Raw genomic sequence first — 21,012 nt, forward strand, 5'->3', positions numbered from 1 at the left:
CGGCGACGACCGAGTGCGCCCACCGGTCGTCCGACCTGAGTGGAGTGAAGAGCAGGATGCTGACGAACATCATGTACGTGACGGTCTACGTCACCGACCAGGACCGCGCGCTGGAGTTCTACGCGGAAGGGCTCGGTTTGGAGAAGCACGTCGACTACCCCGGGCCGGACGGGCGCTTCCTCACCGTGGGCGCGCCCGGTAGCGCGGTCAAGATCATCCTCTGGCCGCACGCGCCGGCCGCCGGACACCCGGCCGAGCCGGGCGCCGCGCCCGGTCCGCTCATCCTCGAGTCGGACGACCTGAGGAAGGACTTCGAGGTGTTCCGCCGGCGTGGCGTGACGTTCGTCAAGCCCGAGCCGGTGGACTACCCGTTCGGCGTTCGCGTGGAGGCGGTGGATCCGGACGGCAACCGGATCTCGCTCCGCCAGCAGCCCCGCGGCGCCGGCAGGTGACCGACGCGGGCCGGGGGAACCCGGTGGCCGAGGCGTTCGAGGGGCAGCGGGACCGGCTGCGCGCGATCGCGCACCGCGTGCTCGGGTCGCACGCCGACGCGGAGGACGTGGTGCAGGAGGCGTGGCTGCGACTGTCCCGCCAGGACGCGGCGGCCATCGGGAACCTGGCGGGCTGGCTGACCACGGTGGTCGGCCGGCTCAGCCTGGACGTCCTGCGTGCGCGCCAGACCCGTCCCGAGGCGTCCTACGACAGCCGCCTGCCCGAGCTGGTGGTGACCGTCGACGACGGCGCCGCGCCGGAGGACGACGTGGCGCTCGCCGACTCGGTCGGGCTCGCGCTGCTCGTCGTGCTGGAGTCGCTGCGGCCGGGCGAGCGGCTGGCGTTCGTGCTGCACGACCTGTTCGCGGTGCCGTTCGACGAGATCGGCCGGATCCTCGGCAAGTCGACCGACGCCACCAAGATGCTCGCCGGCCGCGCCCGGCGGAAGGTGCGGGCGACCGGGCGGCCGGAGGTCCCCGGGCGGGAGCAGCGGGAGGTCGTGCAGGCCTTCCTGGCGGCGGCTCGCGACGGCGACTTCGAAGGGCTGCTGCGCGTGCTCGACCCCGACGTGCGGCTCACCGCCGACACCCCCGACGGCCGTGTCGTCGTCCTCGGCGCCACCAAGGTGGCCACTGGCGCACGGCTGGCCGCCGGCGCGGCCGGGCACGGGCTGGCCGTGCTCGTCAACGGCCGTCCGGGCGTGGTGTCCTGGCGCGACGACGGCACCCCGCTCGCGGTCATGGCCTTCACCGTCGTGGACGGCCGGATCGCCGGGATCGCGATCGTGTCCGACCCCGCCAAGCTCGCGTCCACGGACCTGCCGGGGCCACCGTGAGGCCCTCGGAACCACTCAGCCACGAACCCGTCAGTCCGAAGTGGACCTCACGCGGGAATTCGTCTCCGTCACCGGGACGTGCGGTCCAAGCGGGTGCGGCCGGTGAGCGAGAGGGTGCGGGCCAGGTCGCCGGGGGTGACGAAGTTCGGGGCGGCTGCGTGGGCGCGGACGGCCTCCAGGCAGTCGTGCGGCTGGTCCGGGGTGCCGCGGCCGGGAGGTGGAGTCCGGTTTCGGCGGCGTAGTCGGCGAGGAGCGGGCCGAGGTCGGTCGGTGCGCCGGTGCGCCCGGTCGGGGTGGTGAACGGCAGGGTCGCGTGCTGCCGCGCCCAGTCCAGTGGTGACCCGTCGTCGGGCTGGGCGCCGACGTCCAGCGCGCAGGGGCCGGCCGGGTCCGCCTCGCGGTGGCGGCGGTAGACGAATTCGGAGCAGATCATGAGTGTGCGGCCTTGACCGCCGCCGTCGAAGGCGGCGATGGCCGACGACAGCGGCCCGTCGCCGGAACGAACCAGGTCCGCACCCGTCCGCGCGCCCCGCGGTCGCCTGGGGCCGGCACCGGACCGGAGCCGACGACCGAGTCGCCGCTCATCTCCGCCTCACCGATGCCACCCGCTCGTGTCGTGATCCACCCTGTTCGCGGCGGCGTGCCCGAAGGGCGACCGGCCGACCTGCCGGTGACCGTCTGAGTTCAGTCGCGGCGTACGGCCGTGCGGAGGACGTGGGAAGACACCGGCGTGCGGGCGTCGGAGAACAGGAACCGGTCGAGCCGATCGCCCGGCTGACCGCAGTGGTCCCCCAGTCGAACCGGAGCGGCGAGCCCATCGCCACCGCACCGGGCGTTGACACCGCGCTGAAGATCCCATGAACACGTGATGTGGCGGCACGGCCGACGCTGGACGCTGCCCGTATCACGTCGGTCCCGGAGGTGGGGGAAAGAGTGCATGGACAACGTTCCCGTAGTCGTGGTCGGCGCAGGCCCCGTCGGGATGATGACGGCGCTGGAACTGGCCCACCACGGTGTGGCGTGCCTGCTCGTCGAGCAGAACGCCGGTCCGACCGCGCACCCGAAGATGGAGTTCAGCAACCCCCGGACGATGGAGCACCACGCGAGGCTGGGCTCGGCGGCGGACATCCGGCGGTCGGGGGTGCCGCCCGAGTACCCCTTCGACGTCATCTGGTCCACCGGGCTGGACGGCGAGCGGCTCGCGCTCTGGGAGCAACCCTCGGTTGAGCGGAAGTGGCAGCAGATCAGGGAGCACAACGACGGCAGCCAGCCCAGCCAGCCGTACCAGCGGATCTCGCAGACCGACCTCGAGCCGATCCTGCTCTCCCGCTGCCGCCGCCACCCGCTGATCGACCTGCGCCTGCGCTGGAGGTTCGACTCGCTCGAACCGGACGACGACGGTGTCACCAGCACTTTCCTGGACCTGGCGAGCGGTGCCGCGCGGTCGGTGCGTTCGCGGTACCTGGCCGCCTGCGACGGCGCGAGCAGCACCATCCGCCAGGCCGTCGGCATCCCGCTGAGCAGCGGTGGTGTCGCCGACGGCACCAGCGGCGGTGTCCGCGACCTGCCGGCCGCCTTCTCGGTGACCTTCCGCACCGCCGACGACAGCACCCTGTTCCGGCACGGCTACTTCTGGCACTACTTCACGAACCGCTACGTGCTCATCTCGCTCGACGAGGCAGGCACCTGGGCGTTCCACTCCCTGCGCCCGGCCGACTTCGACCCGCCACCCGCCGACACGGCAGCGTGGATGCGCTCCCTGCTCAACGTCGACCTGGCCGTCGACCACGTGCACGTCTCCTCGCGCTGGACGCCGAGGTACCTGATCGCCGACAACTACCGGTCCGACCGGGTCCTGCTCGCGGGCGACGCCGCGCACCAGATGTTCCCCGCCGGCAGCCACGGCATGAACACCGGCGTGGGCGACGCGGTCGACCTGGGTTGGAAGCTGGCGGCACTGGTCAACGGCTACGGCGGGCCAGGGCTGCTGGACAGCTACGAGGTGGAGCGGCGGCCGGTCGGCCTGCGGAACATGGCCATGTCGCGCGAGCACCTCGAGGTGCACTTCCGGTTCATGCGGCTCATCGGCGACGGCGCGACACCGGCGCAGCTGGGCCGGTTCCTCGGCGCGCAGCCCGGCGAGAACACCTACGAGGGCATCTACCTCGACTACCGGTACGCGGGCTCGCCGATCGTCTGCGCCGACGGCACCGCCGAGCCGGCCTCCGACCCGCTGCGCTACGTCCCGAGCACCTGGCCGGGCGCCCGCCCGCCGAGCCTGCTGCTGGCCGACGGCAGTCAGCTCTTCGACCGGTTCGGCCCCGAGTTCACGTTGGTGGACACGGCAGGGGACGGACGGGCCGACGCCCTGCTGGCCGGCGCGGCCGACCGGGGCTTGCCGGTCCGCCACCTCGTGGTCCGGGAACGCCGGGTGCGCGAGCTGTGGGAACGCGACTTGGTACTCGTGCGCCCGGACCACCACGTCGCGTGGAGGGGGAACCGATCCCCGACCGACCCGACCGAGGTCGTCGACCGGGTCAGGGGCGCGACGGGTGGGCCGGCCGCGCCGCCGGCGGGCTCCACCGGTTCGGGCCGCACCGCCGGGAAGAACGTGCACCACCCCGTAAGAGGCATCGCAGATTCGCATTCAGGAGGCCCTCGTGGCGACCGAACCGTCTAGCTCGACCCGCGGCGACACGAAAGAGGGAACCCGGCCCGCCTGGCTGGTCCTGGTGCTGGTGTGCGCTTGCCAGTTCATGGTGATCCTCGACGCGTCCATCATCAACGTCGCCCTGCCCTCGGTCGACCGGGACCTCGGCTTCTCCGACACCGGCCTGGCCTGGGTGGTGAACGGCTACCTGCTCACCTTCGCCGGCTTCATGCTGCTGGGTGGCCGCGCCGCCGACCTGTTCGGCCAGCGCCGGGTGTTGATCGCCGGGATGTTCCTGTTCTCCGCCGCGAGCCTGGCCGCCGGCCTGGCGAGCTCACCGGAGGTCCTGGTCGGGGCCCGGGTCGTGCAGGGCATGGGTGCCGCCATGCTCGCTCCGACGACGCTGGCCGTGATCAACACCACCTTCACCGCCGAAGGCGCGCGCGCCAAGGCGTTCGGCGCCTGGGCCGCCTCGGGCGGTGTGGGCGGGATGGCCGGCGCGGTCGTGGGCGGCGCTCTCACCACGGGCCTGTCGTGGCGGTGGGTGTTCCTGATCAACGTGCCGATCGGAGCGGCGTTGATCGTGGTGGCGGTCATGGCGCTGTCGGGCGCCCGGGGTGCCCGGAACCAGTCGCTGGACGTCGTCGGCGCGGTCACCGGCACGCTCGGGCTGGCCGCCCTGATCTACGGGATCATGCAGACCGTCGACCACGGCTGGGGTTCGGGGCTGGTCATCGGGCCCATCGCGGCGGGCTTGCTGCTGCTCGTCGCGTTCGTCCTGGTGGAGGTCCGCTTCGCCGCCCAGCCGATGATGCCGCTGCGGCTGTTCCGCATCCGGAGCGTGGTCGTCGGCAACAGCATGCTGCTGCTCTTCGGCGGGATCGCCATCGCGATGTGGTACTTCACGTCGCTGTTCCTGCAGAACGTGCTCGCCTACAGCGCGCTCGAGGCCGGACTCGGGCAGACGCCCGCGGCGGTGATGTTCCTGCTGGTCGCGCGGTGGGCCGCGGGTCTGCTGCCGCGTGCCGGTGTGCGTCGCCTGGTCCTGGTCGGCAGCGCCTGCTTCGTGGCCGGTTTCGGTTGGCTCTCCCGAGCGGACGCGGACACCGGCTACGTCACCGGCCTGCTCGGGCCCACGCTGCTCATCGCGATCGGGATCGGGTTCGCCTTCCCCACCTTCATGGCCGCGGCGACCGCCGAGGCGCCCGAGGGCGACGCGGGCATCGTCGGCGGTCTGGCCAACACCGCCAACCAACTGGGCGGGTCGTTGGGCCTGGCGGTGCTCGCGACGGTCGCCGGCGCCAAGACCGCGTCGGAGGCGGACAGCGGCTCACCGTCCGCCCTCGCCTCCGGCTACGGCGTGGTCTTCCTCATCGCGGCCGGACTCGCCGTGGGCATCGCGGCGATCAGCCTCCTGCTGCCGAAGACCCGGCGCGCCTGACCCGAAGCCGCGACACGGGCCCACCGACTTCCGGTGGGCCCGTGTCCGCGTTCACGGGAATTATTCCTGAACGCCGCCGCGCGCCCATGCCGGGTACCTCTTATTCATCGGCACGAACACCGGCGCCGCGCGGACCGCTTTCCGGTGCACGCTTTCTGCGCCACAACCACGTGGACACGTGATGTCGCGGGAGATTCATCGCGCAAAACTGACTGCACCAGCAAAAGCGTGAGTCGCCAAGGAGGCTGACAGATGTCCCAAGCACCAGCGCTGCCCGTCGACCCCGCCGAAGGGCTCCGGTCGCTGTTCTACGCCCATTATCGGTTCCAATACCTGAGCGCGGCGTACCAGCTCGGCCTGTTCGCCCTCCTGGCGAGCCGACCGGGCGCCACGAGGGCGGACATCGGTCGCCAACTCGGCCTGGAGGACCAGCCGACCCGCATCCTGATGCTCGGCTGCACCGCTTTCGACCTCGTGCACAAGGACGGCGACCGCTACTTCAACAGCAAGCTCGCCGAGCCGCTCGCGACGAACAACGACCAGGTGCCCGCGGCGTTCGTGCCGTGGGAGCAGCACGTCAACTACCGGCCCATGGCGTGGTTCTACGAATCGCTCAAGGCGAACACGAACGTCGGGCTCCAGCGGGAGATCGAGGGCACGTCGCCCACCCTCTACGGCCGCTTGGCGGGCAACGCCAGGCTGGAGACCGTGTTCCACAACATGATGGGCTCGGTCAGCCGACTGGTCGCCGAGCAGCTCGTGCACAAGCTCGACCTGTCGGGCTACCGCCACATGCTCGACATCGGCGGTGGGACCGCCATCAACGCGTCGAACTTCGCCCGGCGTTGGCCGCACCTGCAGATCACCATCATCGACCTGCCGTCCGTCACCGAGGCCGCGAACCGGCGGATCGCCGACCTGGGGCTGTCGGACCGCGTGCGCGCGATCGGCCTCGACGCGTTCCAGGACGAGTTCCCGAAGGGGTGCGACTGCGTCCTGTTCGGCCACTTCCTGGAGATCTGGTCGACCGACCGCAACAAGGCACTGCTGACCAAGGCCGCCAGGGCGGTCGAGGAGGGCGCGGGGATCTTCGTCGTCACCCCCGGCCAGAACGACGACGAGACCGGGCCCGAGCTCGCCGCCGCGCTGTCGGCCTACTTCCAGACCGTCGCGTCCGGCGAGGGCATGGTCTACACGCCCAGGGAGTACGAGCAGTGGTTCGCCGAGACGGGTTTCCAGCCCACCGGCCGCCAGTTCGTCGGCGAACTGGGTGACATCGTGATCTCCGGGGTGCGCACGTCCGACGAGGCGCCGAGCGCGCCCTGAGACGGCCATCGCCGGACCGACGGCGTGGGGCCCCGCCTGCCGGCGGGCCCCACGCCGACTCGCCGAAACTCCCCACCAATTTTACAATAGGCTCCGAACGACCGGGAACAGATGCGTTCGTGATAGATGCTCATCTCCGACCGCTTCCCACCGAAACGACACAGGAGCGGAACACTTCCGATACAATCGGCGAAGGTTGCACAGAACTACCTGGACTGAGGAACACGTGCCACAGGGGGTGTCACGTGCGTGATCGAACCAGGGGGGAACATGATCGCGTTCCAGGGTCGACAAAAGGAAGTCAGACGGATCACGTCATTACTCGGGCCGACGCCGTCGAAGAGACCGAGAATCGTGGCGATCACCGGGGTCGCCGGCACCGGTAAGACATCTCTGCTCCAGGAAATCGCCGCGGTCGCCAGGCGGTCCGGTTACCGGACGTCGCCGCCGGTCCACGGCGCGCGGTTGAACGCCCTGCCACCGGGTTCCGTCACCCGGCAGGAACCTCTGAGCACGCCGGGACTAGTGCTCGTGGACGACGCGCACCTCGTCACCCCGGAAAGGCTGCACGCCCTGATCGGAGCGGCGGGCGAACGCACGGACATCGCGTTCCTGCTGGCGGGCAGGGGCACGACACCGGCTGCGGCGGACCGGTGGCTGCGCCCCGGCGGGATCGGCGGCGGCGAGGTCGTGCACGTGTCCGACCTGTCCTCGGCGGAGACGCACGCACTGGTGGCCGACTTGACCGGGGCGCCACCGGACGCGCACCTCAAGGCGTTGGCGGGCCAGACCCGCGGCAACCCGCGGTGGATCGAGGCGCTGGTCACCGGTCTGCGGGACGAGGACAGGCTGCGCGTGGCGGACGGGTACTCGGCGGTGACCGACTGCCGCATCCCGTGCCGGTTGAGGGCCACCATCGTCGACGTCCTGGACCTGCTGACCCCCGCCTGTCGGCAGATGCTGCAGATAGCCGCGACGCGGGGCTGCGTCCACCCGGCGCGCACCCCGTTCATGCTCTCGCTGCTGGAGGAGGGCGCGGAGGCGGCCATGCTCAGGCAGGTCGGCCGGACGTTCGAGTTCCAGAGCGAATCCGTGCTGCGGGTGATCCGCGAGACCGTGCCCGCGCCGATGCGGTCGGTCCTCGCCCGGGAGGACCTGCCCGCGCCGAGCCGACCGGGGTGGGACCACTTCCCGTGCCTCCCGAGCCCCGGTGGGGGCGACGGGTCCGAGGCGGACGTCGAGCAGCCGACCGACCAGGCACCCGTCGAGTGGGCCAGCCTCACCCGGACCGAGCACGCGATCGCGCGGTTGGTCAGCCGCGGGATGACCAACCGGCAGATCGCGAGCCGGGTGTTCCTGTCCCCCCACACCGTCAACTACTACCTGCGCCGCATCTTCCGGAAGCTGGACATCGCCTCCCGGGTGGAGTTGGCGACCCTCGCGAACACCTACGACCCGCAGACCGCCTACTCCGGCACGGTGTCGGAGTAGGCGGTCCCCGGTCACCGCCCCTCGCCCCTCGCGTCGACGGCCTCGGCGAGCCGGGCGAGAACCGACTCGGTCGGCAGCACGACGGCACAGCGGCGCGCCGCGTAGTCGAGGGCCATCATGTGCTCCTCGGGGGTGAAGTCCGCGACGGCGTCCGCCACCAGGAACGCCTCGAGGTCCCGGCTGAAGGCGTCGCACGCGGTGATCAGGCACCCGATGTGGGCGTAGATGCCGCAGATGACGACCTGATCCCGACCGCGCGACCGGATGACGTCGTCGAGGTCGTTGCCGACGAAGGCGCTGTAGCGCCACTTGGTCACGACGACGTCGTCCGGTCCGGGCTCGAGCGGTGCCACGACCCGCCGGTGCTCGGGCCGCCGGTCCATGCCGGGACCCCAGAAGTCGCGCAACAGCCCCCGCTGCGCTTCGCTCATCGAACCGGGCTGCGCCGTGTAGACCACGGGGATGCCCAGCGCCACCGCCGCCGCCTTGACCGAGGCGGAGTTGCGGATCAGGTCCTCCCTCGGTGCGGCCCCGGCGGGGAAGAAGTCGACGAAGTACTGCTGCATGTCGTGGATCAGCAGGACGGCCCGGCCGGGGTCCAACCGCCAGGGCGCCACGTTCGGCGGCAGGTCCTCGCGGCCGGGCATCGGGTACTCGGGGATGCTCGAAACGATCACGTCCGCTCCTCGCTGGGGCATCAGACGCCGAGCGCCGCGCCGCCGTCGACGCACAGGTCGTGCATGGTGATGTGACCGGCGTCGTCGGACACGAGGAAGAGCACCGCGGCCGCGATGTCCGCCGTGGTCGCCAGCTTGCGCAGCGGGATCCCCACCCGGTAGGCGGCGAGGGATCCGTCCAAGGTCGCCGCGCTGCTCGCCTCGCCGGTCCACGTGTCCCGCAGCATCCGGGTGTCGGTGGAGCCGGGTGACACCACGTTGCACCGGATGCCCTTGTCCGCCAGCTCGAGCCCGAGGGCCTTGGTGAAGTAGACGGCCGCGGACTTCGAGGCGGCGTACGCCGCCATGCTCCTCCTGGGCACCCGGGCCGCGTTGGACGCGACCGTGACGATCACGCCGGCCTCCCGCCGGACCATCCGCCGCGCGACCGCGCGGCTCATGTAGAAGACCCCGTCGGTGTTGACCGCGAACACCGAGTGCCAGTCGTCATCGGTGAGTTCGACCAGGTTCCCGAGGCGCATCGACCCCGCCACGTTGACCAGGACGTCCACCGGCCCGAGTTCCCGCTCCACCCGGTCGACGGCACGCTCGACCGCGCGGCTGTCGCGGATGTCCAGCGGGTAGGCGTTCGCCTCCGCCCCGGCCTCGGTGAGGCGGGTGACCACCTTCGCCAGCGCGTCACCGTCCAGGTCCGCGGCCGCGACCTTCGCGCCGTGCTCGGCGAGCAGGTCCGCGACCGCCTCGCCGATCCCGTTGGCGGCTCCGGTGACCAAGGCGACCTTCCCCGCCGCTTTCCCGACACGTGCCGTCGTCGACTCCGTCATAACGACTCCCTCCCCATGGCGAAGACCCCCTGTTGACCGCCGGCCGCCGACAGCGCCGACTCCGCTTCGTACCCCCAGAGCCATCGCCGGTGCTCCAAGTCGGCGTAGCGCGCCAGCTCGGCGTCACGCCGGAGCTGATCGGCGCCGTCCGGTAGGTGGAACACGTCCGTGTTGACGCGTGATTTCTCGTGCACCGCGTCCGTGCGCGGCTTGCGCAGTGCTTCGTACGCGCGCAGCGCCGCTCCCGTACCCCCGGTCGGCAGCACGTCGTGCAGGCACGTCGCCAGGACGACGGCGTCCTCGATCGCCTGGTTCGCGCCCTGCGCGAAGAACGGCAGCATCGGGTGCGCGGCGTCACCGACGAGGACGGTTCGCTCGGTGCTCCACCGGGCGATGACGTCCCGGTCGTGCAGCGCCCACCGACCGACGGACTCCGCCGCGTCGAGCAGGCTGAGCACGTCCGGGCACCAGCCGTCGTAGGCGGCGCGCACCTCGGCGGCGTCCCCCGTCGCCGACCACGACTCGGCCCGCCACCCACCGGCCGGCGTGGTCGCGCCGAAGCTCACCCGCTCACCGCCCGCGACGGGGTAGGCGACGCAGTGCCTGCCCGGTCCCAACCACAGCTGCACCCGCGGTTCGGCGCGCAGGAACGGCACCCGGTCGGCGGGGATCACGCCCCGGTAGATCGTCTCCCCCGAGAAGCGCGCCTCGTCCCGGACGAGGTGTCGCCGGACCGCGGAGTGGATGCCGTCGGCGCCCACCACCAAGTCCGCGGTGACCCGACGGCCGTCGGCGAAGGTGAGCTCGACGTCGTCGGTGCGCTCGGCCAGGCCGACGCAGCGCCGGCCGAGGTGGACCGCGTCGGGCGGCAGCAGCCCCGACAGGGCCGCGTGCAGGTCCGACCTCAGCACCGTGTAGTAGGGCGCGCCGAATGTTTGCTCGCAGCGCTCGCCCAGGGCGGTGGACGCGATGAGGTCGCCGTCGTCCCACCGGCTCACCCGGATCTCGTCGGGCCGCACGGCGGTCGCCGCCAGCGGTTCCGCCAGGCCGAGCCCGCGCAGGACACGCACCGCGTTCGGCGCGAGCTGGATGCCGGCGCCCACTTCGGCGAGGCGGGGAGCCTGCTCGAAGACCTGGCAGGACAACCCGGCCCGGCGCAGCGCGGCCGCGACCACCAGCCCGGCGACACCGGCCCCGATCACGGCGACCCGGAGATCTGCAGTGGGCACTGGACGTCCTCGTCTCTGTCGTCGGACCGGTCGGGGCCGAGCTCGTTCAGTAGTAGAGAAGTGCTTTGTCCCAGTCCTCGTCAGCGCCGAAGAGGCTGCGTGGCTTGAGCACGTCGTGACTCGCGGTCAGCACCTCGCGGGGCACCAGTGACCCGGACGGCACCGCGGCGACGAGGCAGGGTGTGCCCAGGGCGTCCCCGATCGCAGCGGTGAGCGCCCCGGCGGCCGCTTCGGCGAGGTCCCGGTCGGGCACCTCGATCTCGACCCGAAGCGAGTCCGGTTCCGCGCGGGCCCGCCAGAACACCACTCCGTACTCGACGGGCAGCTCGAACACCAACTGCTCCAGCAGGTTCTGGTTGACCTTCCGCCCGGCCACCGGGTAGCCGAACGCCGCCCGGCCGAGCACCCGCACCACCGGGAGCTGCCAGCCGCAGCCGCAAGCCTCGTAGGAGACCTCGACGTCGTCCTCCAGGTTGTACCGCAGCAGCGGCATCGCCCGCCGGAACAACGGGGTCACCACGAGTTGGCCCGCGCCGTCGACCGTGGTCGACCCGGTCTCCGGGTGGTACACCTCGAAGACCGCCCGGTCCGCCCACAGGTGCATCCGGCCGAACCGGCACTCGCCGGCGAGGCTGCCCGTCTCGGTGGCGCCGTACTCCTCGATGACCGGCACGCCCCAGACCTCGCCGATGCGCCGCCGGCGCGCGTCGCTGAGCGGCTCGCCACCGACGAACAGGGCGCGCAGCGACGGGAAGTCGGAACCGGGGTCGAGCCCGGCCTCGCGAGCCGCCGCCGCCCACAGGAGGGTCTCGGTGGGCATCGACCACGTCAGGGTGACGTCCAGGTCGTGCAGCACGCGCAGGACGCGGGAGTACGGCATCGCCAGCGAGCGGTTGTCGCCGGGCACGACCGTGGCGCCGCGCAGCCTGCCCGCCGCTTGCGCGAGGTGGCCGGTGATCATCAGGGCGTACGGGGTGCGGACGAGCAGCGTGTCGGTCTCGTCGATGCCGTTCCACTTCCTGGCGAACCGCTCCGCGAGGTCCGTCCAGTCGTCGGCGGTGTAGTAGGACGGCGTGGGCGTTCCCGCCGTGCCGCTCGACTCGTGGTAGGTCGCCAGCCGCTCCCGGGGCACGGCCAACATGCCGAACGGGTAGTTGTCCCGCAGGTCCCGCTTGGTCGTCAGCGGCAGCGCGGTGAGGCCGGCCCGGTCCCGCGACACCGCGTCCAGGTCGCCACGGGCCCGGTAGAACGGCGATCGGCCCGCCTCGGCCAACAACCTGGCCACCTGCTCGTCCTGCAGGGCGGTCAGCTCGTCGAACGATCCCCAGTCACCCAGTTGCGGCAGGGGCGTCCTGGTCGACGTCATGAGGTCCCTCTCCTAGAATCCGGGCCGCGTTGGTCCACGCGACCTTCCGCCACTGGTCGGCGGGCACCTCCAGCGCCGCGAACTTGGCCAGCTCCACCGCCGGGTGCTGCAGCGGGAACTCCGTGCCGAACAGGACCCGGTCCGGACCGAGCCGGTCGAGCGCGGCCCGCAGGACGCTCGTGTAGCCACCGGAGGTCTCCAGCAGGACGTTGCGGCTGGGCTCGATCAGCTCCACACCGTGGAAGTCGATGTTGCCCACCCCGCTGTGGCCGAGCACGAAAACCACCTCGGGGAACCGCGCGGCGAGGGCGACCAGGTCGGAGACCCGGGCGCCCGGCCGCTCCAGGCAGACCACGTACACCGGGTGGCCCTCGTCGGCGGCGACCGACGCCAGGTCGGCCACCCGCGGGTCGTCCAGGCCCACGCCGTGCACGGCCGGCGAGACCTCCACGCCGCGGAACTCGGCGGCCCGGTCCCGGTACGGGCCCGCGCCGCGGTGCGGGTTGGCGAAGAAGAACGGCACGAGCCTGCCGCCCGACGCCGCGCACGCCCCCAGCACCGCGTCGTTGTCCGCGTCCGTCTCGACGTGACCGCCCTCGACGAGTTGGCGCGACAACCTCGGCAGGTCGATCGTGCCGCCCGCGCAGGCGACCGCGCGGTCGATCCCGCAGGCCGCGAGCGCCTCCAGCAACCGGTCCGCGGCACCGGGTCGTGGGACCAGCCGAACGTGGAAGTCGAACACCGGCCGCGGGTGGTGCGGCTCGCCGTTCACTGCTCGAGGCAGAACTCGTCGATCGGGTAGCCGACGTGCCGGTCCTCGACGGGGAGGTAGCCGAGCACCTTGTCCCCCGGCTTCAGCTCGGTGCTGTTGAGCACCGTGCCGCCGGGCCCCAGGACGCGCACGTGCCAGTCGTCCTGGAGGATCAGGTTGACCGTGGCGCCGTTCGGCGCGACCGCGTCGACCATCAGCATCGGGCGGGACTCGATCTTGACCCGGCCCACGACGGCGACCCTGGTCTGCCCCTTGATGTCGACCGCGAGGACCTTGCTGCCCGCCTTCAGCTCGCTCAGGTAGTTCGTGCGGCCGTTCTTCGACAGCGTGTAGGACATGATCGCGCCGGCGTTCACCCGGAACGGCCGGGTGGGCATGTACGGCAGCGGGTGGGTCTCGCTGACGCAGAGGATCATGCCCTTCGAGTGCGAGCCGACGAGAATGCCCTCGTCCTCCCGGAAGTACGTGCAGGTGTCCACACAGGCCCGTTCGCCCATGCCGACGTGGGTGATCCGGGTCACCTCCAGCTCGACCAGGTCGAGGTCGTCCTGGCGCTCCTGCGCGGCGGCCTGGAGCTTGGTCGCGTCGCCGACCTCCCGCGGCGCCATCATCACGCCGTCCGAGCCGTGCTCCAGCACGCCGAAGATGATCTCCGCCTCTTCGACGCCCCCGCTCACCGTGATGACGCTGCCCTCGGCGCCCGAAGCCGCCGCCAGCACGATCTCCAGCGGGATCTTGGTCGGGTCGGCGAACCTCACCACGGTCCACCGCTCGGTGCGGGCCGCCGTGCACGCCCGTTCGAGCGTGTCCGCGTCGACCACCTCGACGTACCGGGCGAACTCGACCCCGGTATCGCCCTGCGCCGCACGACGCGCCACGTCGTGCGCTTCTTCCGCGAGCACCACGATGTCCGCCCCGCCGAGGTGCTCGGGCATCTGCCCGTCCTCGCGGAAGAGCACCTTCCGGACGGTCGGCGGCAGGCTCTCCAGGACCGCGGGGTCGTCGCTCACGATGCCGGCGACGCGCTGGTGCACGGCTTCCTCGACGATCGCCTCACGCCGGTCTCCGACGCCCCGGACGTCCAGCCAACAGAACTTCACTGGGGTCTCCCTCCTGATGTCTTCCAGCCGGTGGGGACTTCGAGCAGGTCCAGCCGCGGCGGTGCCCCCGCCCGCGCGACGCCGTGCACGACCGCGGCGACCTCCCTCGCCGCCGCCGCCGGGTCGTCGGCCTGGAAGATGTTCCTGCCCATGGCCACCCCCGCCGCACCGCTGCCGATCACTTCGTCCACGTAGGACAGAACTTGTCGCTGGTCCGTGCGCGGTCCACCGGCGGCGATGACGGGCACCGGGCAGCTCCGCACGACGTCGGCCATCTCCGCGACCGATCCGGGGTACACCGACTTGACGATGTCGGCGCCGAGGTCGGCGGCGATCGTCGCGGCGTGCGCGATCAACTCCGGGTCCCTGGGGTTGCGGACCTTCGGCCCCCGCGGGTACATCATGGCCAGCAGGGGCAGGTTCCAGCGGTCGCACCCCTCCGCGACCTTGGCCAGGTCCGCGATCTGGCGGGCCTCGTCCGACGCGCCGACGTTGACGTGCACGCTCACCGCGTCCGCGCCGAGGCGCATCGCCTCCTCCACGCTCGCGACGAGGTACTTCGCGTCCGGGTCCGGGCCGCGGGCGGTGCCGGCGCTCAGGTGCAGGATCAGTGACATGTCGGTGAACCAGCGCCGGTCGACGTGCCGCAGGCTCCCCTTGTGCAGCACCACGGCGTCCACCCCGCTGGTCGAGAGCAGCCCGACCAGGGTGTCGACCGTCCGGCCACCGCCCGTGATCGGGCCGTCGGTGACCGAGTGGTCCAATGGGACGACGAGCAAGCGTTGGTCGACTTGTCGGCACAACCTGCGCAGCCGCACTTCACGCGCGAACGAACCCGGCACGGTGGACTCCTCTCCCCGGAGGTGGCGCTGGTGGATCGGCGGGTGCGATCACCCGCGGTCGAGCTCGAACTCGGCGTGCAGCAGGGCGACCGCGGTGTGCACCCGGTCGATCGGGATCGTCACCGAGGTTCGCAACTGCGAGGTGGAGACCCAGCTCGTGGCGATCCCGGCGTCCGCGAGCACGGACAGCATCCGCGCGGTGTGCCCGGGCCGGCTGAGCATCCCCGTGCCGATCAGGGACACCTTGCCGACGTGCTCGTCGTAGACGACCGATCCACCGTTCCGAGCCACCAGGTCGCGCAGCTCGTCGGCCAGCCGGACCAGGTCGCTGCGCCGCATGGTGAAGCCCATCCGGAACTCGTCCTCGAACGGCCCGGACCTGGCGACCAGGTCGACCGGCGCGTTGTGCTCGCCCAGCAGCACGAGCACGTCCACCGCCGGGTCCCGGTGTCCCGGCCCCGAGCGGACCAGCACCCTGGTGACGTCCGAGTCGTGCGCGACGGCCAGCACGCCGAACGCCTCCAGCACGTCCGGGTCGTCGCCGTGGCGGACCACGGTCCCCGGACGGTCACCGACGGAGTTCCGCACGTGGACCTCGACCCTCTCGGCAGTGGCCAGCTCGACCGCCCGGGCGTGCAGGACCTTGGCGCCGGCGAAGGCCATCTCGCTCATCACGTCGACGTCCACTTCGGACAGCAGCGACGCGGTCGGCACGATCCGCGGATCCGCGCTGCACACGCCGTCGACGTCGGTGTAGATCTCACACCGGCGCGCGCCGAGCGCGGCGGCGAGGGCGACGGCCGTGGTGTCGGAACCACCGCGGCCCAGCGTGGTCACGTCACCATCGGGGTTGTCGCCCTGGAACCCGGCGACGACGGGAACCTCGCCCACGTCGAGCGACGAGCGGATCCTGGTGGGCGTCACCTTCGCGACCCGTCCCTCGCCGTGCGGCCCGACCACCGCGACACCCGCCTGGGCGCCGGTCAGCGAGACGGCCGGGACCCCGACCTCGTGCAGCGCCATGGACATCAGCGCCGCGGACGCGCATTCTCCGGTGGCCAGGAGCTGGTCGCTCTCCCTGGTGGGCCGCCGCACGTTCAGCGCCGCGGCCGTGCCGAGCAGGTCGTCGGTGGTGGAGCCCTGAGCGGAAACCACCAGCACGACGGCGACGCGTCGCCGTGCCGCCGCCACGGATCGGGCTATCGAGCGCACTTGGTCGAGCCCGGCGAGCGAAGTGCCGCCGTACTTGCGGACGACTGTTTCCATTTCTCCCCCATCGGCACGGGAAGTGCCGTTCAGGCCGGTCTGTCCACCAGCCGGCCGGCCATCACCGACGTTAACCGAGCGCTTCGGCGCCTCCCACTACTCGAGTGGGTAGGCACTTCTCCTCGACCGGTTGGAACGCACGCTCCCGCCCACCCATAAAGGAACGGTCGGGAAGGCCGACCGGGAGATGTCGGCGAAGAAGAGTCGCGCGCGGTCAGGAGTCGGCGAAACCGTCCAGCAGTTCGTCCACCCACTCGCGCCGGTATTCGTCCAGCCGTGGAAAACCCGCGGGCGGCTCACCGGTCCAGTGGTAGGTCGCGCCCGGGTTGTGCTCGGCGTAGCCGTTGGCCGCGAACAGGTGCGGACTGCCCTGCACCCGCGGCCCTCGCGCCACGGACCACTGCCGGTACACCGCTTCCCTGCCCGCCCCGCGGGCCATCGCCTCGGCCAGCCGGTCGTGGTCGACGTGCTCGCAGTCCCTGGCGAGCTCCAGGATCACCGAGTGGACGCTGACGCACCGGCTGTCCACGAAGAAGGCTCGACGCAGGGCGGTGTCCAGCTCGTCGCTGCCGAGCAGGCCGCCCACGGCGGGGTCCTTCGCTGCCTGGACCGCTTCCATCGCCGGCAGCGTGGTCACCGGGTAGGACTCGACCGGGCCGTGCCACGCCTTCCAGCCGAGCTCCGGCAGGGCACCGGCGATCGCCACGACCTCGACGTCGACGATGTGCTTCGGCGTCGGTATCCCGTTGAACAGCTCCAGCGGGAAGGCGCGGTGGTCGATCAGCACTTCGACGTCCCGCTCGCGCGCCCTGGTGTGCAACGTGTGCAGCGCGAGCGCGCTCCACGGGCAACTGGTGTCGGACCAGACCGTCACCGTGCGAAGGGCGGGGTTCACCAGGTCGCTCGCCACATCGGGGTGTGCAGCCATCTTCACGCCTACCTTCCGCTCAGCCCGCGGTGGCTCCGGCCCTCCGCCGGTCACCGGCCATCAGGGCACTCGTCAGTTCGTCGAGGACGTCGATCCCGTCGACGGTCAGCACCGACTCCGGGTGGAACTGCACCGACGCGAACCCCCGGCCGCGCATCCCGTGCACCTCGCCGCTGACGGGGTCGCGCGACAGCTCGACCAGTCCCCGCCCCAGCGGCGCCAGCACCCGGTCGGTGTCCGCGCAGGCGGCGAACGTGTTGTAGAAACCGCAGCGCCGCGAGCGGCCGAAGAAGTCGATGACCTTCTGCTCGCCCTGGCCCGGCACCGGCCGCCGCAGCACCCGCAACCCCAGCAGGTGTGACAGCACCTGGTGGGACAGGCAGATCGCGAGCAGGGGGACGCCCCGCGCCAGCGCGTCGCGCAGCAGGCGGTGCGCGGCGGCGATCTTCGGGTGGCCGACGTCCCCGGGGTCACCCGGACCGGGCCCGGCCACCACCAGGCTGTGGTCGGTGATCCGGAACTCGTCGTCGTACCGCGCGACGCGAACCGACAGCCCCAGCGAGGAGAGCTGGTGGCGCAGCATCGCGGTGAAGGTGTCCTCGAAGTCGACGACCAGCACCGGGGGCCCGTCGATCACGGCCTGTCGCCCGGTGTGCGGTCGCAGCCAGAAGCGGGCGAGCCGGTCGTTGCGCGACCGCAACGCTTCCACGAGCACCGGATGGTTCCGCCACTGGCTGATCAGGGGTGTCACGCCGGCCACCGGCCCGTCCGGCACCGAGTCCCGGCCGCCGAGCGCCGCCAGCAGCCCGGCGGCCTTCGCCCTGGTCTCAGCGGACTCGGAAGCGGGATCGGAGTGGCGCACGAGCGTCGCCCCGACGTCGAGCCGCAGCCGCCCGGTCGCGTCGACGTCCGCGGTCCTGATCACGATCGCCGAGTCCAGACCCCGCTCGCCGCGGGCGTCGCGGTCGATCAGCGCCACCACCCCGCTGTAGTACCCGCGGCCGGCCGGCTCGTGCCGGGCGACCACCCGGCACGCGCTCTCCAGGGGGCTCCCGATGACCGTGGGCGCGAACATCGTCTCCCGGAGGATGTGCCGGGGGTCCATCGAGGTCCGGCCGGTGATCAGGTACTCGGTGTGCGCGACACGGGCCATCGCCTTGAGCGCGGGCCCGACGACCCGGCCGCCGGACTCGCAGATCCGGCCCATCATCTTCAGCTCTTCGTCCAGCACCATGTGCAGCTCGTCGACCTCCTTGCGGTCGTCGAGGAAGCCGAGGACGTCCTCGATCGAGCCGCCGGACGGCGGGTAGCGGTACGTGCCGCTGATCGGGTTCATCGTCGCCGTGCCGTCGACCACGCTGACGTGCCGCTCGGGTGACGCGCCGATGAGCGTCCGAGTGCCGGTGTGCACCAGGAACGTCCAGTAAGCACCGCTCTCGTGGCGCAGCAGCCGGCTGAACGCCGCCAGCGCGGTGCGCGTGGAGTAGTCCTCGACGTGGGCCAGCAGCGAGCGCTTGAGCACGAAGTTCGCCCCGACGCCCCGGCCGATCTCCTCGGCCACCACCCGCCGCACCAGGCGTGCGTACTCCCGGTCGTCCAGGGAGAACCTCTTGTCGCGCAGGCGGATGTCGACGTCCGGGACGGCGTCGAGGAAGTCCGGCACCGCGAGGTCGGCCCGGTGCGACACCCGCATCACCACCAGCGGCGTGCCGTCGTCGACGCACTCGAAACCCCGTTCGGCCAACTGCCGGTGGGGCACCAGGACGAGCGCGGCGGAACCCGGCGACGTGACGTCCGGCAGGTCCGCCAACCTGTCCACCGTGGACAGTTCACCGGTGAGGAACTCCACCCGTGCACCGCCCTTGGCCGAGACCCGGTGCAACAGTGCGAACGGTGGCGTCCGCGGCGAGAGGACGCGCCGCACCACCTCGGCCGCGGACTCCCTGAGAACAACCGCACCCATCACTGCCCGTTCCCCCTTGGTCGAACCGTCGAGCACTGGGAGCCGACGCGGCGGCGGCCCCCTGCCGCGCACCGGGCGTCGACCCGAAATCGCTACTGCGCCCCGGATCGGGGACGACCACTCGCTCCGGCGGTGTCCGGCACGGTCACGACACCTGCCCGCGGACGAGGTCGAGCAGGGCCGTGCAGTCAGCCGGCAGCTCGGAGGCGTTGCCGCGCCAGGCGACGTGGTGGTCCGGTCGGACGAGCACGAGGTCCCGCTCCCACACCTCGGCCACGTGGCGGTCGGGCACCGACACGGAGGTGAGCGGCACCCCCAGCCGCTCGGCCGCGTCGACCAGCGGCCGTCCGGCGCCCCTGCCGGACGTGTCCACGAGGGTCATCTCCGGGCCGAGCAGGTCGAACACCTCGGTCCCGTCCTCGAGCCGGACGCTCGGCGCCCGGCCGCCCGGCCAGGTGGTCGGCACGATCGACCGCCAGTCCCAGGGCGGCTCGGCGCCCTCCTCGTGCCGCACCACGGGCGAGTGGCGGTAGCGGTGCCCGAAGTGGATGCCGGCGTTGTCGATCTGGTGCCGTTCGCGATCGAGGAAGCCGACGATCTCGGCCGCGCTCGCCCCGTGGGCGGCCAGTGTCGGGAAGCGCCGCCACACCTCCAGCAGGTTCGCGCACATCTCGCGGTTGAACAGCGCGACACCGCGCCGCTCGGCCTCGTAGCTGTCGAGCAGCCGCGGCCCACCCCAACCGTTGACGACGGCGGCGAGCTTCCAGCCGAGGTCGACGGCATCGCCCAAACCGGTGTTGGCCCCGTGCCCGCCCGTCGGGTAGAACTGGTGCGCCGCGTCGCCGACCAGGAACACCGCGCCCTTCCGGTAGGTCCGCGCCACGGCGAGGCGGCCCTCCCAGTGCGCGACGGCGAGCACCTCGTCCACCTGGAGGTCGACGCCGAGCCGCTCCCGGACCACCTCCACCGGGTCACCCCGGAACGGCTCGTCACCCGGCAGCGGGAAGGTGCCCGTCCAGGTCGACGTGCCGTCCCGGGAGACCAGGGTGAGGCCCCGGGTGGCGTTGGCGAGGAAGAAGCGCCCGTGCTTGGCCAGCACGGGGTCGGTGCTGCTGAAGTACACGTCGCAGTGCAGCGCCCGCTGCCCGACGTCGTCCATCGCGATGCCGCACTGCTCGCGCACGGTGCTGTTGGCCCCGTCGCACGCGGCGAGCCAGCGCGTGCGCACCTGGTCGCGTTCCCCCGTCGCGGTGTGCCTCAGGGAGACCGTGACACCGTCGCCGTCCTGGGTCAGCGAGACGACGGTCCAGCCTTCCCGCAGCCGCACCAAGTCGTTCGCCCGGCAGTGCTCCCGGCCCAACCGCTCCAGCAGCGAGCCCAGCACGCGCTGGTAGGGCTCGCGCGGCTGGGTGCCGTCATTGGCGGCCGCCATCCGGAGGCGGAGTTCGTCCACCGACGGGTAGGTCCACCCGGTCAGCGGGTCGTCCGCGAAGTCCCGCGTCCACAGGAAGGTGAACGGGTGGTCCGAGGGCACGCCCAGCTCGCGGATGGCGTCGACCAACCCGAGCCGCCGGAGCAGCTCCATGCTGCGGCCGTTGACGAAGTCCATCTTGGGGTGGCGCGACACGTGCTCGGCGCGCTCCACGACCAGGCTCGACACCCCGTGCCGGGCCAGCTCCAAGGCGAGCGTCGCACCCACCGGACCGGCGCCGACCACCAGGACGTCGACTTCAGCGGGTGCGGGCGACTTGTGCGTCGTGACCATCGACGAAGAGCTCCGGAGGACGTAGGGAGGTACCTCCGTCGAGCC

At 71.9% G+C, this 21,012-nt stretch carries 17 protein-coding genes; 6 read left to right on the forward strand and 11 right to left on the reverse strand.

The annotated features are described in order from the left end of the window. The first annotated feature begins 56 nt into the window (after positions 1–56). The 6 genes from LNK82_RS11655 to LNK82_RS11680 all read left to right on the forward strand — a co-directional run bounded on the left by LNK82_RS11655 (position 57) and on the right by LNK82_RS11680 (position 8,235). Positions 57–452: a VOC family protein gene (locus LNK82_RS11655; RefSeq protein WP_230566962.1), complete on the forward strand. Its 396-nt coding sequence runs from the start codon at positions 57–59 to the stop codon at positions 450–452. Then, positions 449–1,327: a sigma-70 family RNA polymerase sigma factor gene (locus LNK82_RS11660; RefSeq protein WP_230566963.1), complete on the forward strand. Its 879-nt coding sequence runs from the start codon at positions 449–451 to the stop codon at positions 1,325–1,327. Before LNK82_RS11655 ends, LNK82_RS11660 begins: the two co-directional genes overlap by 4 nt. Positions 1,328–2,264: 937 nt before the next feature. After that, positions 2,265–4,007 (forward strand): FAD-dependent monooxygenase, encoded by a 1,743-nt coding sequence (locus LNK82_RS11665; protein WP_230566964.1) that lies wholly within the window; start codon positions 2,265–2,267, stop codon positions 4,005–4,007. Next, a complete protein-coding gene (locus LNK82_RS11670; RefSeq protein WP_230566965.1) occupies positions 3,988–5,418 on the forward strand; it encodes an MFS transporter in 1,431 nt (476 codons plus the stop codon). Before LNK82_RS11665 ends, LNK82_RS11670 begins: the two co-directional genes overlap by 20 nt. A gap of 252 nt (positions 5,419–5,670) precedes the next feature. Continuing rightward, positions 5,671–6,744 (forward strand): methyltransferase, encoded by a 1,074-nt coding sequence (locus tag LNK82_RS11675; protein ID WP_230566966.1) that lies wholly within the window; start codon positions 5,671–5,673, stop codon positions 6,742–6,744. A 270-nt stretch (positions 6,745–7,014) separates the two neighbouring features. Beyond that, positions 7,015–8,235, forward strand: a complete 1,221-nt coding sequence (locus LNK82_RS11680) for a LuxR family transcriptional regulator (RefSeq protein WP_230566967.1) — start codon at positions 7,015–7,017, stop codon at positions 8,233–8,235. An 11-nt stretch (positions 8,236–8,246) separates the two neighbouring features. On the opposite strand, the gene LNK82_RS11685 is transcribed toward LNK82_RS11680, so the two are convergent. The 11 genes from LNK82_RS11685 to LNK82_RS11735 form a co-directional block, all read right to left on the reverse strand. Further along, the gene (locus LNK82_RS11685; protein WP_308257198.1) at positions 8,247–8,912 is read right to left on the reverse strand and encodes an isochorismatase family protein; all 666 of its coding nucleotides are present in this window, start codon (positions 8,910–8,912) and stop codon (positions 8,247–8,249) included. Positions 8,913–8,932: 20 nt separating this feature from the next. Continuing rightward, positions 8,933–9,736, reverse strand: a complete 804-nt coding sequence (locus LNK82_RS11690; protein ID WP_230566968.1) for a 2,3-dihydro-2,3-dihydroxybenzoate dehydrogenase — start codon at positions 9,734–9,736, stop codon at positions 8,933–8,935. Continuing rightward, positions 9,733–10,965 carry an FAD-dependent monooxygenase gene (locus LNK82_RS11695; RefSeq protein ID WP_230566969.1) on the reverse strand — a complete coding sequence of 411 codons (1,233 nt, stop codon included), beginning with the start codon at positions 10,963–10,965 and terminating at the stop codon, positions 9,733–9,735. The genes LNK82_RS11690 and LNK82_RS11695 overlap by 4 nt, the downstream gene beginning before the upstream one ends. 46 nt (positions 10,966–11,011) lie before the next feature. Beyond that, the gene (locus tag LNK82_RS11700; RefSeq protein ID WP_230566970.1) at positions 11,012–12,331 is read right to left on the reverse strand and encodes a phenylacetate--CoA ligase family protein; all 1,320 of its coding nucleotides are present in this window, start codon (positions 12,329–12,331) and stop codon (positions 11,012–11,014) included. Then, positions 12,294–13,103, reverse strand: coding sequence for an amidohydrolase family protein (locus LNK82_RS11705; protein WP_230566971.1), 810 nt, complete (start codon positions 13,101–13,103; stop codon positions 12,294–12,296). The genes LNK82_RS11700 and LNK82_RS11705 overlap by 38 nt, the downstream gene beginning before the upstream one ends. Next, positions 13,100–14,203, reverse strand: a complete 1,104-nt coding sequence (locus LNK82_RS11710; RefSeq protein WP_230566972.1) for a 3-dehydroquinate synthase II — start codon at positions 14,201–14,203, stop codon at positions 13,100–13,102. Before LNK82_RS11710 ends, LNK82_RS11705 begins: the two co-directional genes overlap by 4 nt. Beyond that, positions 14,200–15,045, reverse strand: a complete 846-nt coding sequence (locus LNK82_RS11715) for a 2-amino-3,7-dideoxy-D-threo-hept-6-ulosonate synthase (protein WP_230566973.1) — start codon at positions 15,043–15,045, stop codon at positions 14,200–14,202. The genes LNK82_RS11710 and LNK82_RS11715 overlap by 4 nt, the downstream gene beginning before the upstream one ends. A 48-nt stretch (positions 15,046–15,093) precedes the next feature. Beyond that, complete coding sequence (locus LNK82_RS11720; RefSeq protein WP_230566974.1) at positions 15,094–16,311, reverse strand: aspartate kinase; 1,218 nt, start codon at positions 16,309–16,311, stop codon at positions 15,094–15,096. Between the two features lie 214 nt (positions 16,312–16,525). Continuing rightward, positions 16,526–17,239 (reverse strand): DsbA family oxidoreductase, encoded by a 714-nt coding sequence (locus tag LNK82_RS11725; RefSeq protein ID WP_230567170.1) that lies wholly within the window; start codon positions 17,237–17,239, stop codon positions 16,526–16,528. 19 nt (positions 17,240–17,258) lie between these two features. Then, positions 17,259–19,202, reverse strand: coding sequence for an anthranilate synthase family protein (locus tag LNK82_RS11730; RefSeq protein WP_230566975.1), 1,944 nt, complete (start codon positions 19,200–19,202; stop codon positions 17,259–17,261). 145 nt (positions 19,203–19,347) lie between these two features. Then, positions 19,348–20,967, reverse strand: a complete 1,620-nt coding sequence (locus LNK82_RS11735; RefSeq protein ID WP_230566976.1) for an FAD-dependent monooxygenase — start codon at positions 20,965–20,967, stop codon at positions 19,348–19,350. Positions 20,968–21,012 lie beyond the last annotated feature (45 nt).

Source organism: Saccharothrix luteola, assembly GCF_020859565.1.
GTDB classification, from domain to species: Bacteria; Actinomycetota; Actinomycetes; order Mycobacteriales; family Pseudonocardiaceae; genus Actinosynnema; species Actinosynnema luteola.

Coding starts and splice junctions, on each gene's coding strand:
- LNK82_RS11665 (WP_230566964.1), top strand. CDS start 2,265: ATGGACAACGTTCCCGTAGTCGTGGTCGGCGCAGGCCCCGTCGGGATG.
- LNK82_RS11735 (WP_230566976.1), bottom strand. CDS start 20,967: ATGGTCACGACGCACAAGTCGCCCGCACCCGCTGAAGTCGACGTCCTG.
- LNK82_RS11730 (WP_230566975.1), bottom strand. CDS start 19,202: ATGGGTGCGGTTGTTCTCAGGGAGTCCGCGGCCGAGGTGGTGCGGCGC.
- LNK82_RS11725 (WP_230567170.1), bottom strand. CDS start 17,239: ATGGCTGCACACCCCGATGTGGCGAGCGACCTGGTGAACCCCGCCCTT.
- LNK82_RS11680 (WP_230566967.1), top strand. CDS start 7,015: ATGATCGCGTTCCAGGGTCGACAAAAGGAAGTCAGACGGATCACGTCA.
- LNK82_RS11690 (WP_230566968.1), bottom strand. CDS start 9,736: ATGACGGAGTCGACGACGGCACGTGTCGGGAAAGCGGCGGGGAAGGTC.
- LNK82_RS11700 (WP_230566970.1), bottom strand. CDS start 12,331: ATGACGTCGACCAGGACGCCCCTGCCGCAACTGGGTGACTGGGGATCG.
- LNK82_RS11675 (WP_230566966.1), top strand. CDS start 5,671: ATGTCCCAAGCACCAGCGCTGCCCGTCGACCCCGCCGAAGGGCTCCGG.
- LNK82_RS11720 (WP_230566974.1), bottom strand. CDS start 16,311: ATGGAAACAGTCGTCCGCAAGTACGGCGGCACTTCGCTCGCCGGGCTC.
- LNK82_RS11655 (WP_230566962.1), top strand. CDS start 57: ATGCTGACGAACATCATGTACGTGACGGTCTACGTCACCGACCAGGAC.